At 59.3% G+C, this 14,419-nt stretch carries 13 protein-coding genes; 10 read left to right on the plus strand and 3 right to left on the minus strand.

Translation table 11 applies throughout. From position 1 onward, the window contains the following. Positions 1–68: 68 nt before the first annotated feature. Positions 69–1,220, plus strand: coding sequence for an alpha/beta fold hydrolase (locus NLU14_RS16265; RefSeq protein ID WP_275708433.1), 1,152 nt, complete (start codon positions 69–71; stop codon positions 1,218–1,220). A gap of 177 nt (positions 1,221–1,397) precedes the next feature. Here the strand turns inward: NLU14_RS16265 and NLU14_RS16270 are convergent, their stop codons facing one another. Continuing rightward, positions 1,398–2,069, minus strand: a complete 672-nt coding sequence (locus NLU14_RS16270; protein WP_275708435.1) for a haloacid dehalogenase type II — start codon at positions 2,067–2,069, stop codon at positions 1,398–1,400. 97 nt (positions 2,070–2,166) lie between these two features. Between NLU14_RS16270 and NLU14_RS16275 the strand changes: the two genes are divergently transcribed. The 6 genes from NLU14_RS16275 to NLU14_RS16300 all read left to right on the plus strand — a co-directional run bounded on the left by NLU14_RS16275 (position 2,167) and on the right by NLU14_RS16300 (position 9,735). Beyond that, positions 2,167–3,384 carry an alpha/beta hydrolase gene (locus NLU14_RS16275; RefSeq protein ID WP_275708438.1) on the plus strand — a complete coding sequence of 406 codons (1,218 nt, stop codon included), beginning with the start codon at positions 2,167–2,169 and terminating at the stop codon, positions 3,382–3,384. A gap of 22 nt (positions 3,385–3,406) precedes the next feature. Then, positions 3,407–4,318, plus strand: coding sequence for a LysR family transcriptional regulator (locus NLU14_RS16280; protein ID WP_275708441.1), 912 nt, complete (start codon positions 3,407–3,409; stop codon positions 4,316–4,318). A 223-nt stretch (positions 4,319–4,541) separates the two neighbouring features. Then, positions 4,542–5,747, plus strand: a complete 1,206-nt coding sequence (locus NLU14_RS16285; RefSeq protein ID WP_275708444.1) for a Bcr/CflA family multidrug efflux MFS transporter — start codon at positions 4,542–4,544, stop codon at positions 5,745–5,747. 102 nt (positions 5,748–5,849) lie between these two features. After that, a complete protein-coding gene (tpx, locus tag NLU14_RS16290; protein ID WP_275708447.1) occupies positions 5,850–6,347 on the plus strand; it encodes a thiol peroxidase in 498 nt (165 codons plus the stop codon). Positions 6,348–6,590: 243 nt separating this feature from the next. Continuing rightward, on the plus strand, positions 6,591–7,913 hold the full coding sequence (locus NLU14_RS16295; protein ID WP_420845072.1) for an MATE family efflux transporter: 1,323 nt from the start codon (positions 6,591–6,593) through the stop codon (positions 7,911–7,913). A gap of 184 nt (positions 7,914–8,097) precedes the next feature. Next, complete coding sequence (locus NLU14_RS16300) at positions 8,098–9,735, plus strand: MBL fold metallo-hydrolase (protein WP_275708449.1); 1,638 nt, start codon at positions 8,098–8,100, stop codon at positions 9,733–9,735. A gap of 43 nt (positions 9,736–9,778) precedes the next feature. Here NLU14_RS16300 and NLU14_RS16305 read toward each other — a convergent pair whose 3' ends face one another. After that, a complete protein-coding gene (locus NLU14_RS16305; RefSeq protein ID WP_007155136.1) occupies positions 9,779–9,937 on the minus strand; it encodes a YqaE/Pmp3 family membrane protein in 159 nt (52 codons plus the stop codon). Positions 9,938–10,158: 221 nt separating this feature from the next. Between NLU14_RS16305 and NLU14_RS16310 the strand changes: the two genes are divergently transcribed. Genes NLU14_RS16310 through NLU14_RS16320 form a run of 3 tightly spaced genes read left to right on the plus strand, consistent with a single transcriptional unit; the run spans position 10,159 to position 13,103 of the window. Further along, complete coding sequence (locus NLU14_RS16310; protein WP_275708451.1) at positions 10,159–11,544, plus strand: succinylglutamate desuccinylase/aspartoacylase family protein; 1,386 nt, start codon at positions 10,159–10,161, stop codon at positions 11,542–11,544. 56 nt (positions 11,545–11,600) lie between these two features. Beyond that, positions 11,601–12,524 (plus strand): DMT family transporter, encoded by a 924-nt coding sequence (locus NLU14_RS16315; RefSeq protein WP_275708453.1) that lies wholly within the window; start codon positions 11,601–11,603, stop codon positions 12,522–12,524. Between the two features lie 36 nt (positions 12,525–12,560). After that, the gene (locus NLU14_RS16320) at positions 12,561–13,103 is read left to right on the plus strand and encodes a carbohydrate-binding protein (RefSeq protein ID WP_275708455.1); all 543 of its coding nucleotides are present in this window, start codon (positions 12,561–12,563) and stop codon (positions 13,101–13,103) included. 5 nt (positions 13,104–13,108) lie between these two features. Here NLU14_RS16320 and NLU14_RS16325 read toward each other — a convergent pair whose 3' ends face one another. Continuing rightward, positions 13,109–14,281 carry a MalY/PatB family protein gene (locus NLU14_RS16325; protein ID WP_275708457.1) on the minus strand — a complete coding sequence of 391 codons (1,173 nt, stop codon included), beginning with the start codon at positions 14,279–14,281 and terminating at the stop codon, positions 13,109–13,111. Positions 14,282–14,419 lie beyond the last annotated feature (138 nt).

The following is a 14,419-nucleotide window of genomic DNA, read 5'->3' on the forward strand; positions in this document are numbered from 1 at the left end:
TAGCCACCACAACGTCATAAACAAAATATGATTCTTGGATAAACTCCGTACCAATGATGGACACTTCCATGCCCGATCCACTGCAGCACGCCTTCCGAAAAGCCTCCGGCCTGACCCGCCAGACGGCGCTATACGCCGGTAACGCCTTCGACCGGGTATTCCGGGCCGCCAGCCTGGTTCAGGCTGGGCAGACTCCGTTCGAGACGTTGCACACCGATGGCTTGGTAAGCCTGCGTTACTACCCGCCCTTGGCCGAGGACTTTATCGAGCTGGACGGCGAGATGATTGATGTAGAGCGTAAGCCCCACAAAACGCCGATTGTGATTGTACCGCCGCTAGCGGTGAACATGCTGATCTACGACCTGTTCCCCCAACGCAGCCTGGTGCGGTTCCTGCGGGCCAAGGGATTTGAGGTGTACCTGATCGACTGGGGCGTGCCCACACGGCAGCACAGTCACTACAATCTTCACACCTACGTGGCGGAATTGCTGCCTGCGTACCTGAACCGGGTAAGGGAACACAGCGGGGAGCAGGAGCTGTCGCTGCACGGCTGGAGTCTGGGGGGCATGTTCACGCTGTTCTATTCCGCCCTCAGCCGTGACCAGCACATCCGCAACGCCATCGTATTGGGCTCCCCCATCGACAGCCACGCATCCGGGCTGATGGGTTTGATGTACCAACGGGTCTCCGACGTTGCCGACTTCGTCCGCAAACGCACCGGCTTTCGCCTGCACGACGTCAAACCCCACTGGTTCCACACCCCGGGCTGGGCCAACACCATCGGCTTCAAACTCACCAACCCCATCGGCAGCGTGATGGGCTACTGGGAACTCATCGTCCGCCTGGGCGACCGCGAATTCGTCTCCAGCCACGCCACCACCTCCGCCTTCCTCGACCGCATGGTCGCCTACCCCGGCGGCATTGTTCAGGACGCAGTGGTGCGCCTGTGGATCGACAATGAACTGTCGAAAGGCCAGATCCAGATCGGCGAAGACGTGGCCAGACTGGAAAATGTAAACGCCAACTTACTTGCCATCGCCGGCGACAGCGACACCCTGGCAACTCCGGGTGCGGTCAAACGAATAGAAGACCATGTCAGTTCGAAGGACGTCACCTTCCGGGTCACGCCTGGCGGACACATGGGGATTCTAGCCGGCAGCAAAGCGCCGCAGGAAAGCTGGCTGGAAATGGCGGAATGGCTGGCAGAAAGATCGGATTGAGCTAAAGCTCTCTAACCCTCTAACTATCGGAGATCTGGCACGAAAGCCGGAAGCACGGCTCGGGAAGGGTTGTCCAAAACTGTGCGGAGCCATGGATGGCGGAGCCCAAGCGTCACATGGATGTGCCGCAAGGAGCGTGTTTTGGACAACCCTTCCCGAGCCGCGCCCCCACCAGGTTCAGAGGTCAGCCAAAATCGCGGGCAACTCAGAAAGACTACGAATCACTGCATTAGGCTCAATCCCCCAGTCCTCAAACACTTTCCCAGAGTCCCTCTGAACCCAAATGGCCATCAACCCCGCCGCCCGGGCCCCGATCACATCCCAGGCATTACTCGACACCAGACACAACGGCTTATTCATCGCCCCCGTCGCCCTTCGCGCATAGGCATACACCGCCGGGTCTGGCTTGAAACTCCTGATATCATCCACCGACACCAACCCCTCGAACAGATCCAGCAAATTGTTATGCCCCAACACCTTCTCCAACGCCGGATAGGTGCCATTGGAAAAAGCAAACATGCGATAGTCCCCTTTCAGGGATTGCAGCGCAGGCAACGAGTCATCAAAGGCAGGCAGGGAAAGATAGGCCCCCATCAGCTCATCCTCCCGCTCCTTGCTCAGGTCCAGCCCATGGCTGGCCATCGCGTACCTCAACGCCTGCCGGGTACAGACCCCGAAATCCTCATACATTCGCATCAGGCCCTTGCGAAAGGAAAACTCTAGCTGCTTCTCACGCCAATGCGCACTGACAGACTCCGCCTCTTCGCCCGCATCCGGGGCCAGCAGCTCGGCCATACCCATCGGGTCCACCAGGGTTCCGTATACATCGAACGCCAGGATCGGCTTCATCGGGTTCTCCTTTGTCATCCAGTCAGGTTTACTACATCGTAAACCATGCAGCATCACAATTTGAGCACTCACTCAAACCGTTGGATACAGGAAACCCATGCCCAAAGCTCTGTTCAGGATTTTCCCGGTAATGGCGCTGGCACTGATAGCCGCCTGCACAACATCTCCCGTTATGTATGAGCCTGCAACCACCCAGTTGATGCCGGGAGGTGCAGACGATTTCGGGCAATACCTGGCAGACACCCGCCAGCATCTGACAGAAAACCTGGTGGCCGTACCAGACTTCCCGCGACAACAACAAATTGAATGGAATATGCCTTTTCGGGTGATGCCCGCCGACCACTGCAAACGGGAGCAGACCCGTGGCATCTTGCTGGTGCACGGGCTCAGCGACTCGCCTTTCGTATTCCGGGACTTTGCCAGGGTACTCGCTGAACAGTGCATTGAGGTCCGCACGGTTCTCCTTCAAGGCCATGGCACCCGGCCCGGAGATATGGTGAGTGCCAGCGCCGACGTCTGGCGACAGCAGGTTCGCGAACATTTCAACGCCCTCGCCGATGATGTGGATATCCCTTTCATCGGAGGCTTTTCTCTCGGCGGAGCCCTTGCCACCGAGCGGGCCCTGTCGAAGAACACCCCCAGACCCGCTGGTTTGGTGGTGCTGGCCCCCGCCTGGGAGCTCAACGGTCTGAAGGACTATCTCTGGCTGGCCAGTGCCGCAAGGTTGTTCACGGATTTTGTGGAAGAGGAAGCAGAGCTTAACCCGGTAAAGTACGAGTCGTTCGCCACCAACTCGGCGGTCCAGCTTTCCACCGTGCTCGACAAAGTACAGGCCCTGCTGTCCCAATACCGGCAAATTGACCTACCGGTGCTAATCGCAGCTACCGAAGCGGACTCGGTGATTAACCTGGAGTTTCTGGTCAACGAGTTCCGCACCCGTTTCACCAACCCGGATAACCGCATGCTGGTATTCCGCGATCTGCGTGAGCCCTGGCCGGAGAATTGGCGAAACGATCGCATCGTCAGCTTCAACAGCTACCTGCCTGACGACAACATTCTGGAGTTTTCCCACCAGTCCCTGGCTATTGCCCCCAATAATGAACTCTACGGTATCGGCAATCCTTTAAACCGCTGCCTGGAGCCCAACCTCATCAGCCTGGACGACTGCCGCCAACTTGAGGAACAGAATCTGTGGTTCAGCGCCTGGCACGACACCGAAAGGCCGGTGCTCACCAGCCGGCTGACCTATAACCCCTGGTTCAAGGAGACGGTCCAGGCGTTGGTGGAGTTTGTACGGATGCAGGAAAAGCCCTGATGACTGGGGTACACTGCCATTCATGAAGCCCATTGATACATTCAACCTCGACATTCGCGCCCTCAGCACGTTCATTGCCGTGCTGGACGAGGGTAGCGTCTCGAGGGCGGCCTTGCGACTGGGTGTGAGTCAATCCGCGGTCAGCCACACCCTGGACCGCCTGCGCCAGGCCCTGGGCGACGCCCTGTTCGTCAAATCCGGTCGGGGCATCGTGCCTACCCGTTACGCGATGCAGGCTGGCCCGCACATTCGCCAGATACTGGACGACTTGCATTCCCTGTCTTCCGGCCCGCCGTTCACGCCGGCCACGGCCGAGTTCACCTTCACCATCGCCGCCAACGACTACCAGCGCGACCTGCTGTTGCCCGGCCTCCTGTCAGTGATCCGGCAGGAAGCACCCGGCATCCGTCTGCAGGTGATCCCCTCGGGCATCCCGACGGCCGATATGTTGCGCAAGGACCTGTGCGACCTGATTATTTCACCCCACGCGCCGGAAGCCACCGACATCATGCAGAGGGGCCTGATGGCGGATCAGATGGTGGTTTTCTATGATCCCGCGATCCGACAAGCCCCGGAATCCCTGGCGGATTACCTGAAGGCCGACCACATCGCCATCCTGTTCGGCACGGGTGAAAAAACAGCTTTCGAAGGCTCGTTATCCGCCCAGGGCCTGAGCCGCCGCACGGTTGTAACGGTTTCCAACTTCTCCGGCCTGCCAGGCTTCCTGCACGGCACCGATATGCTCGCCACAGCGCCCAAGCGCATGAGTGAGGACTTACTGAAAGCGTTTGCCTGGACCCCCCTGCCCTTTGACTACAAGCCCTTCACGCTGCTGATGCTGTGGCACAAGCGCAACCAGAACGACCCCGCCCACCGATGGATTCGCAATCACGTTAACGGCGTGGCGGCAGCGATGAATGACTTCAACACTTAACCTATCTGATTTATTCATACGTTGTATGAAATAGCCGGCCGTTATCCCAGGACTGTACAAGCGTAAACTCCCCAGATCAGATCAAGCGCTGGGTGTGAACCGGCCTTCTGAAACCGTGCGGAGCCATGGATGGCGGAGCCGAGCGTACAGGGACGTATTCACAGCGTGTTTCAGAAGGCCGGTTCACACCCAGTGCGATACTCCAAAGATCCCAGGATAAGTAATGCTCGCACTGACCAGTGTATGGACAACGATACTATTGGCAGCCGCTGTCGCCCTCGGGCCGCTGGCGATTGATATGTATCTGCCTGCATTGCCGGCCATGGGGGATGCACTCTCAGCCGATACTGGGCAAGTACAGCTTACGCTGAGCATTTACATGGCCGGGTTTGCCCTTGCCCAGTTGATCTGCGGCCCACTGGCAGACCGTTTTGGGCGTAAACCCATCATGATTGGCGGCTTCCTGCTGTTTGCAGTTGCCAGTGTGGTCTGTGCCCTTGCCACCAATATTGAAACACTGATCCTGTGCCGCTTCCTGCAAGCGCTGGGGGGGTCCGCCGGGCCAGTGCTGGGTCGGGCGGCAGTGCGGGATATCTATTCGCCAAGAGATGCCGCAAAAATCATGGCGATCCTCGCCAGCATCATGGCCCTGGCACCGGCTATTGCGCCCACCTTGGGCGGGTTTATGGTGGTCGGGTTAGGGTGGCCGTCGATTTTCCTTGCGCTGGGTGGTTACGCGCTGGTGATGGCGATTGTGGTGGCAGTCGGTATTCCCGAACCGATGCGCCCGGAAAACCGGCAATCGCTGCGCATTGCCAGCCTTTGGAAGAACTACCAGGCCATTGCCTCGGATATCAGTTTCCTGGGATACACCCTGACCAATTCGCTCACTTTCGCCGGCCTGTTCGCGTTCCTGTCCGGATCGTCGTTTGTGCTGATCGATTTCCTCGGAGTCGCGCCCCAGCACTTTGGCCTGTTCTTCGCCTGCATTGTGGCCGGTTATATCGTCGGTAACCTGACCGCTATCCGCCTTGGTAGCCGGTTGGTGCCAGACCAGATTCTGGTCCGGGGCCTGGTTGTTTCCGTTGCCGGTGGTGGGCTGATGGCTGCGCTGGCGGCCGCCCAGGCCTACAGCGTCTGGGCCGTGATCCTGCCCCAGACTCTGTTCATGATAGGCGTGGGCATGGTTCTGCCCCAGACCATGGCCGGCGCCCTGGCCAACTTCCCCCGCATGGCCGGTTCCGCCTCAGCACTGTTTGGCTTCACCCAGATGGTGGTCGCGGCAACCGTGGGCGCGCTGGTGGGATATTTCCACGACGGCACCTCCCTGGTGATGGCCGCTGTCATCGCTACCTGCGCCATAGCAGCCCTGGCCAGCTACCTGCTGCTGGTCCAGCGCCACCCGGCTCCGGGATTTGAGCCAGCCTGAAACGGACTTAACTCGACTCCCGGATGAAAAAGCATCCAAAATGAGCTACACAGAGTAAGTTGTTAAACACAAACCCATTGAGTCAGTATCAGGGAGTTCCAAATGAGCAACGTAACACTCGGCGGCAACCCGATTACCGTCAGCGGCACCTTACCGCAACCGGGTGACACCGCCCCCGACTTCACCCTCACCACCCAGGGCCTGGAAGACGTCACCCTCGACAACTGGGCTGGCAAGCGCAAAGTCCTGAACATCGTTCCCAGTGTAGACACCCCAACCTGCGCCACATCGACCCGCAAATTCAACGAAAAAGCCAGCGGGGTGGACAACACCGTAGTGCTCATAATCTCGGCTGACCTGCCCCCGGCCGCCGCACGTTTCTGCGGCGCCGAAGGCCTGGAAAATGTCCTCACCCTTTCCACCTTCCGCAATTACAGCTTCCAGCAGGATTACGGCGTTGCCATCCAGGATGGGCCCCTTGCCGGGCTTTGTTCCCGTGCGGTGGTGGTTCTAGACGAGAACAACAAGGTTTTGCACAGCGAGTTGGTGGGTGAAATCAAGGAAGAGCCGAATTACGAGGCGGCATTGGCGGTTCTTTGAGTATGTTGTCGGATTACGGCTTCGCCTAATCCGACCTACGGGGAGATAACTGCTGAGTTGCAGTGCGCCGGGCGGGCGGCGTTTCACAGACTGTCTTCGGCCATGGATGGCCGAAGTCAAGCGCACAGGGATGTGCTCGTAGCGTGTCTGGGAAACGCCGCCCGCCCGGCGCACCCACTCCCAAGACCGCAAACCTGCTAACATCGCCCTCCAAGCAAAACACCAGGAACCGAAGCCCCCAACGTGACCAACGCCGACCCTAGAACCAGCCTGCCGCGCCAGTTGTTTACCATGACCTGGCCCATGCTCTTCGGCATATTCTCACTGATGACCTTCCAATTGGTCGACAGCGCCTTCATTGGCCAGCTTGGCCGTGACCCGCTGGCAGCATTGGGCTTCACGCTACCCATGCAACAGCTCATCATCGGCCTGCAGGTTGGCCTTGGTATTGCCACCACCGCCATCATCTCCAGAACACTGGGCGCCGGCGACCAACTCCGGGCCGAACGCCTGGGCGGCCTTGTGGTCACCGTAGGTGCCGTTCTGGTACTCATCCTGTGCCTTGGGCTCTGGCTGTTGCAGACCCAAATCATGGATATGCTGGGTGCCGAACAGAGCCTGCTCCCCTTGATCCGCAGCTACTGGATACCCTGGCTACTCTCCGCCTGGACCGGCGCCATGCTCTATTTTGGCTACAGCGTGTGCCGCTCCCATGGCGACACCAAGCTTCCCGGCTACATGATGGTTGCCACCAGCCTTGCAAATATCGCGTTGGACCCTTTGTATATCTTCATTTTTGGATGGGGCCTGCAGGGTGCTGCCCTGGCCACCATCACCGCTTTCGGCATCGGCTGCCTGTTTATCTACCCCAAACTTCTGCGATCCGGCTGGATACGCTTCGACCTGAAGCAACTGGCCCTCGGCCAGGCACTCAAACAATTGAATGGCATCATGGCCCCGGCGATGATCAGCCAGTTAATGCCGCCAGCCTCGGCCATGTTTGCCACCGCAATGGTTGCGGGTTTTGGCTCCGCCGCCGTTGCCGCCTGGGGCCTGGGCACTCGCCTGGAATTCTTCTCTATCGTGGTGGTACTGGCACTGACCATGTCGATGCCGCCGATGATCGGTCGCATGCTCGGTGCCGGCGAGCTTGCACGGATTCGCATCCTCGTGCGGCTGGCGGTCCGCTTTGTGTTGGTGTGGCAACTGGCCATCGGGCTGATCTGGCTGTTGGCGTCGGGGCTGGTGTCGGAGCTGTTCACCAGCGACCGCGCCGTCAGCGACGTGCTGAGCAGCTATCTGGTCCGGGTACCGCTAAGCTACACCGGCCTGGGCATCTGCATGCTGATGGTGTCCGTGTGCAACGCGCTGGGGCTTGCCATGAGGGCGCTGCTGGTGTCGGTACTGCGGCTGTTCCTGTGTTTTCTCCCTCTGCTCTGGATCGGCTCCCAGCTTGGCGGTATTAACGGCCTGATGAGTGGTGCCCTCGTTGGCAACCTGATGGCAGGTGCCATGGCTTACCTGTTCTACCGACAAGGCATCCGAAAGCTGGCGACCCAGGGCTGAGCATTTCCGGAAAGAACGACTCCGATTGATATATGTTGCCTGCATGCCTTCATCCCGAGACATCAAGTTCAACATTGGTTATCTTGGTTGTTGCCCCCGGCGCGTCTGAATTGGGAGCAACGGCAATCCCAATCGCCGCCTCAAGCTTTGATGCGCACCAATACTTGAGTACAACGGACACCTTATGGATATTCGCGCTGCTGCAACACTGGTTCTGGTCAAAGATACCGCCGAGGGTTTGAAACTGTTGCTACTGCAACGGACCTGGGAAGCGGTATTTATGCCGGGCTACTTTGTATTTCCCGGTGGCTCAGTCGATGAGCGGGAGTCCTCAGGGAGAGAACATGCCATAGGGCTGCGAGATGCCGATATCGGTAAAACGATGAGCCTGGATGAAGGCGGTGCGGAATATATGCTGGCGGCGGTTCGGGAGTGTTTTGAGGAAGCCGGTGTCCTGTTGGCATTGGATCAGAACGGTGCAGACATAACGAATGACCACCCGGCCCATGGAGACCGCGGGGCACTGTTTCGGGGTGACGTTACGCTCGCGGAATTATGTCGGCACCATAAACTGACGATTCCATTGGACCGGTTGGCTTACCTGGGGCACTGGGTTACGCCGCCGGGGCCGCCCCGGCGCTTCGATACGCGGTTTTTCATAGCGGTGGCACCTGAGGGCCAACTGGCAAGCCATGACGGGATGGAGACCATCGATCACATCTGGCTGAGCCCGAAACAAGCGCTGGAAGATCACCGCAGTGGGCGCCGTTTGCTGGGATTACCCACGATTGGGACGCTGCGGATACTGACTGATTTTGACACCACCGAGGCGCTGATGCGTTATGCTCACGCCAATCCGCCGGAACCCTATCCCAGCAAACCCTGGCCGGCGGTAAAAAAGGGCAAGCCGGTGATGCTGGAGCCGGGGGCTCCAGCCTATGACGAAGCCGTGAAGCTGGACCCGGAGGGGGAGGGCGCCACCCACGCGGAGATTGTTCCCGGCGAACCGGTGGAAGTGGCCGCCGGTGTGGTGCGGCTGACGGCACCGAATCCGGGGATGATGACCGGGCCAGGCACCAATACCTATGTACTGGGCCACAAACGCTTCACGGTGCTGGATCCGGGCCCGGACGATGCAACACACATCGAGCGGATTCTGGAAATCACTGGCGGGGCAATCGAGCAAGTGGTGGTCACCCATACCCACCTGGATCACTCCCCGGCAACAACGGCACTGAAGGCCAGGACGGGATGTCGTGTCTACGGCCAGCCAGCGCCTTCAGGGGCATCCCAGGACCAGGCGTTCGCCCCGGACGAGGAACCGGTGAACGGCAGCCTGATAGAGACCGATGCAGGAACCCTGAAGGCCCTCCACACACCTGGACACGCCTCTAACCACCTGTGTTACCTGCTAATGGAGCAGGAACTGCTGTTTTCCGGCGACCACATCATGCAGGGCTCCACTGTGGTCATCAATCCGCCGGACGGTGACATGAAGGCATACCTCGAGTCACTGTACGACCTGCTGTCCGAGCCGGTGCGCTGCATTGCTCCGGCCCATGGTTTTCTGATGGGGCGCCCCGAGGCGGTGATTGATTACCTCATCACCCACCGGCTGGCCCGCGAGCACAAAATCGCCAGGGCTCTGAAACACCTTTCCCCAGCCACCCTTAAGGCACTGACCGCGGAAGCCTATGACGACGTTCCGACCGCCCTGCACGGTGTTGCGGCCCGCTCGGCCCTGGCTCATCTGCTGAAGCTGGAATCCGATGGCAGGGCAAGCAGGGAGGATGAAACCTGGAATGCCACCGCTCACACCTGAGCCCGGGGCTTGCAGTGCCATCGGCCCCTCTGAAGGGGCCAGGTTACTTCTTCGCGATGATCCAGACCGCGTGAACGATACCCGGGATGTAGCCAAGGATTGTTAACAGGATGTTGATCCAGAAGTGTTTACCAATCCCTACCTGTAAAAAAACGCCCAACGGCGGTAACAAAATCGCAACCAGAACTCGCAAAAGATCCATACAGTTCACTCCCTTTCAGACGTATAACGGATACAGAACCGCAATATGCATCCTGTAACCTCATTGAATAGGTCATTTTGCGGAAATACACAAAGACTTCATGAAAGTGGCATTAAACCTTTGTCACAGCCGTATTCATGGACCTGCGGGGCCTCTATCCTTGTACCGCTTCCAATTTCCGGACAACAGGCCCCCGACTGGCTGACGACCCGAGAGGAATTATGCTGTACCGCTGGCTGACACACCTGTTTCGCGCTGGCCTGATTTTCACCCTGACCGGCGGCCTGGCATCAATCCCGGCCGCCTTTGCAGACAAGTCCGGTGATTCCAACAACAACGAGATACTCGTCGCCGAGCTTGCCGAGGATGAGAGTGTCGAGGATGTGGAACACTCGGAACCTTTGCGCTCATCCGAGCCGGAAAGCGAAGACCGGCAACCGGAGGCCGAGGCTCCCGAAGTGGAGCCCTCCGCAGTGCCTGAGACGCCAGCTTCAAGCGACGATATCGCTGTCGAGGAGGTGGCGCCCAACGTCGATCTGAAAGAAGTTGCCCCCACTCCGGAGACTGAAACAACCACAAAGCAGGACGAGGCTTCGTCGGGAGAGGAGCAAAGTGAGGATCGAGAACAACCCCAGCAACTGGAAGAAGCCAGCAGCCTGAAAATGCTGGGCTCGGAAGTGCTACCCGGAACCTCAACCCGCCTTGCCTGGTCCCCCGCCATCCAGATTGCCGGCCTGTCGCAACCTACGCCTGTATTGGTGGTCAACGGCTCCAAACCCGGCCCTAACCTGTGCCTGACCGGTGCCGTCCATGGTGATGAGCTCAACGGTATCGAGATCATTCGTCGCACCATGTATGATCTTGAGCCGGACAAGCTCTCAGGCCGGGTTATTGGCGTTCCCATTGTCAACCTGCCGGGCTTCCAGCAAGGCAGCCGCTACCTGCCCGACCGCCGCGACCTCAACCGCCACTTTCCCGGTAGCACTGACGGTAGCCTGGCGGACCGGATTGCCCACTCGTTGTTCGAGAGCGTGATCCGTCATTGCGACATGCTGGTGGACATCCACACCGGTTCCCTCAAGCGTACCAACCTGCCCCAGTTGCGTGCCGACATGAATAATCCCGATGTGGCTGAACTTACCCGTGGGTTTGACCGCATGGCGGTGGTTCACAGCACCGGGACGACTGGCATGCTCCGATTTGCCGCTGTTGAAGCCGGTATCCGCGCAGTCACCATGGAGGCCGGCGAGTCATTGAGAATCCAGGAGCACCAGATCAAGGCCGGTGTTAACAGCCTGACCAGCCTGATGGACAAGGAAGGCATGATCTCAAGAATGTTTGTCTGGGGAGACCCGGAGCCAGTCTATTACGACTCCGAATGGATACGGGCCGAACATGGCGGCATTCTGTTCAGTGAGATCAACCTTGGCGCCAAAGTCTCCGAAGGAGAGATACTCGGCTACGTTTCCGACCCTATCACTAACGCCCAGCATCCTATTCGCGCCAGTAGCAACGGCCGGATTATCGGAATGGCTGTGGATCAGGTGGTTATGGCCGGCTTTGCGGCCTACCACGTTGGTACAGAGGCAGAAGTTCCTGGAGAGTAGTATCCTGTCGGGTCCCTGAAATTCATCAGGGCCCAGGAATACTGACAGGAGCCGGCGTGTCTTCAGAAACCGCGAAACCCTTGTGGCTGGCCTATACCGGTCTGGTCCTGACACCCCTTTTCTGGGCCGGGAACGCCGTTGTCGCCAAGGGTGTGGTTGGCGAGATTCCACCGCTATCCATGTCCTTCTGGCGCTGGGTTATTGCGCTGACAATCCTGCTGCCGTTTGGCCTGCCCGGCGTGTGGCGCCAGCGCCATGTGATCCGTGAGCACTGGCTTTCGATTCTGGCGCTGTCGACGTTCAGCGTGGCGGCTTTCAATTCACTGCTCTACTTTGCCGCGGTAACCACCACCGCCACCAACATTGCCCTGATCAATGCCACTATCCCCATCATGGTGGCGTTGCTGGCGTGGGTACTGCTGGGGGATCGCACGCGCCCGGTGCAGGCACTGGGCATCGGGCTGGCGGTACTGGGCATCCTGGCGGTTGTCGCACGGGGGGATCTGTCAGTGCTTACCGGCCTGCGTGCACAGCCCGGCGACCTGATCATGGTGCTGGCGGTCTTCAGTTGGGGCCTGTTTTCGGTACTGCTTCGCCGCCAGGCGGTGCCGCTGCCACCAATAACCTTTCTGACAGTGCAGATCACGTTCGGCACGGTGGTAATACTGCCGTTTTTCCTGGTGGACCTGTTGTTCTTCTCGGGCGGGTTCGAGCTGAACCGGTCAACCGCCATACCGATGATGTACTTTGCGATCTTCCCGGGTATTCTGGCCTACGCGTTCTGGAACCACGGGGTACACCGTATTGGTCCGGCGAAGGCGGCCATCTTCATGTACCTCACACCGGTGTTCGCGTCTGTGTTGGCGGGGATTTTCCTGGGAGAACGGCTTGGCCAACCCCATATTGTCGGCGGCCTGCTGATTCTCGCAGGCCTGTTCCTGGCGACCCGAACAACCGAGCTTCGCCGCAAATACCGTTAAACCTGATAGTCAATAGAATCGACAGGGCAGGCAGTTATGGTCAACCGTATCGCAATACCCCTCAAATGGGCCGGCATAATGGTAGCCGCGGCTTTCAGTACTACAGCACTTTCCGCCCCCTGTGATCCGGAGGAGAACAGCTGGATCCCGAGCCGCTATTACCCACCGGGGCAGACCGTCTTCCACAGGGGGGACTGGTACGAATCCCGCGAGCTCCATGAGGGAAAAACACCCGGTGCGGACTTTGAATGGAAAAAGCTGGGGTCAGCACCAGACTGCGGCGCCGGGAACGAAAAAGCCGTCACCCAAAGCAGGCAGGGAACCCCGGAAGAGGGCCCGGGGCTACCCCAGAGTCAGAAGCCCGCAACGGCTTCAGAAGACGAACCCGCGCAGCACTGCAACGAGCCCGGGCGCTGGAGCTTCGGTGGCAGCTATACGGTGGGCCAGATGGCCATCCACGAGGGGCAAACCTATCGCGCTATCCGCCCCAGTAATGGCCAGATGCCCGGCATGAGCCAGCCGCCCCACTGGCAGCCGGTGGAGCACCCCTGCCAGGACCGGGCGAACAACGGCAACTGAACGGGTTATTTATCCAGAGCCCGACGGAGCTGTTCCAGGGCGGTTTCGAGCACCGACCTCGGGCAGCCGATATTCATTCGCATGAATCCACTGCCCGGCTCGCCAAATGTGATACCCGGGTTCATGCCGATACCCGCCTGGTGCACAAAGAACTTCTTCAGTTCCGAATCATCAATCTCGAGGGCACGGCAATCCAGCCATAACAGGTAGGTACCCTCCGGTTCCGTCACCTTTATTGCCGGCAACTGCTGCCTTATGGTGTCGATCACGTAATCCCGGTTGCCCTGCAGGTAAACCATGAGCTGGCCCAGCCACGACTCGCCGTGGCGGTACCCGGCCTCGAATGCCGCAATACTGAACGGGTTGCACTGGTTCATGTGCATGGTTTCAAAAACCTCTTTCAAGGCCCTTCGGTGCTCCTCATCCCGCACCACCAGCGCTGACAGCCCCAGCCCCGGCATGTTGAAGGTTTTGCTCGGCGCCACGGCGGTAACCAACGCATCCTCCTCACCCGCCAAACGTGCAAGTACATGATGGGCAGGCTTGTCCGGGTAAGTCAGGTCGCAGTGAATCTCATCCGACAGCACCAACAGCTTGTGTCGCCGGGCAATCGCCAGTACCTCCCTGAGCTCGCTTTCGCTCCATACCCGGCCGACCGGGTTGTGGGGCGAGCACAGCAGCAACACTCTGGCGTCGTCCCTGGCTGCGCAGGCCTCCAGGTGTTCCAGGTTCATCTGGTAACGACCACCCGCCAGCTCCAGCGGGTTCTCAATCACCGCACGGCCGGTTTTCCGGATCGAACTGAAAAATGGCGGATACACCGGTGGCTGGATAATCACGCCTTCACCTTCCCCCGCGAACGCCAGGGCTGCCGCGTGGAGGGATGGCACCACACCCGGTGCCATCAACAACCAGTCCCGCTCGATAGTCCAGCCATGCCGGTGTTCAAACCATTCAATCACAGCCTGGTACAGGCTCTCGGGGAAGAGCGTATAGCCGTAAACCGGATGCCGGGCCCGCTCCTCCAGGGCACGCGTGACCGCTTCCGGTGCCGGGAAGTCCATGTCCGCCACCCACAGGGGGATCACGTCTTCCCTGCCGAACACCGTCTTGCGGGCATCGAACTTCACGGAACAGGTATTTTCCCGCTGGACTGGCTGGTCAAAGATGTCGGGCACGAGGGGTCTCCGCTGTGTGATGGATTGTGCCGGTTCATTTTGTGGCAGGAGCGACAATGGCTGCAAGCCGGCTGCTGCTCCGGTGGTCTTGAAACGGAATCCGTCTTTGGTCGCAGCGGCGCAGGTTTTACTTGCCCG

This window comes from Marinobacter iranensis, from assembly GCF_029207565.1.
GTDB lineage: Bacteria > Pseudomonadota > Gammaproteobacteria > Pseudomonadales > Oleiphilaceae > Marinobacter > Marinobacter iranensis.